The sequence below is a fragment of the Veillonella atypica genome, assembly GCF_041431435.1.
Classification (GTDB): domain Bacteria; phylum Bacillota; class Negativicutes; order Veillonellales; family Veillonellaceae; genus Veillonella; species Veillonella atypica.
On the sequence record NZ_JAPVXV010000016.1, the window covers coordinates 1 to 653 of the forward strand.

Annotated in this window: 1 rRNA gene; it reads left to right on the top strand. The window is 50.4% G+C overall.

Annotation, left to right across the window (positions count from 1 at the left end):
* Positions 1 to 653: ribosomal RNA gene (locus tag O3598_RS09505) — 23S ribosomal RNA — on the top strand; the annotation flags it as partial.

Here is a 653-nt window from a genome sequence, read left to right on the forward strand (position 1 = left end):
GTTCTCATCGGATTGAAGCAGTACCGTAAGGAGTTGTGGACTGGTGAGAAGTGAGAATGTCGGTATGAGTAGCGAAAAGAATGGTGAGAATCCATTCCACCGAAAGCCTAAGGGTTCCTGAGCAACGATCGTCGTCTCAGGGTAAGTCGGGACCTAAGCCGAGGCGGAAAAGCGTAGGCGATGGACAACAGGTTGAAATTCCTGTACCGGTGTGAATCGTTTGATCGAAGGAGTGACACAGTAAGGTAGGTCAGCACGCGATTGGAAGTGCGTGTTTAAGCATGTAGGTTGAGTTATAGGCAAATCCGTAACTCTAAAAGCTGAGATGTGATGACGAGCTGTTTACAGCGAAGTGATTGATCCTACACTGTCGAGAAAAGCTTCTAGGTAGAGACACATCGCCCGTACCAAAACCGACACAGGTAGGCGGGGAGAGAATCCTAAGGTGCGCGGGAAAACCCTCGTTAAGGAACTCGGCAAAATGCCTCCGTAACTTCGGGAAAAGGAGGACTCATGTAGTGTGAAGGGCAGTAACGCGTGGAGCATGAATGAGTGGCACAAGAGAGGCGCAAGCGACTGTTTACCACAAACACAGGTGCCTGCTAAAGCGAAAGCTGATGTATAGGTGCTGACACCTGCCCGGTGCTGGAAGG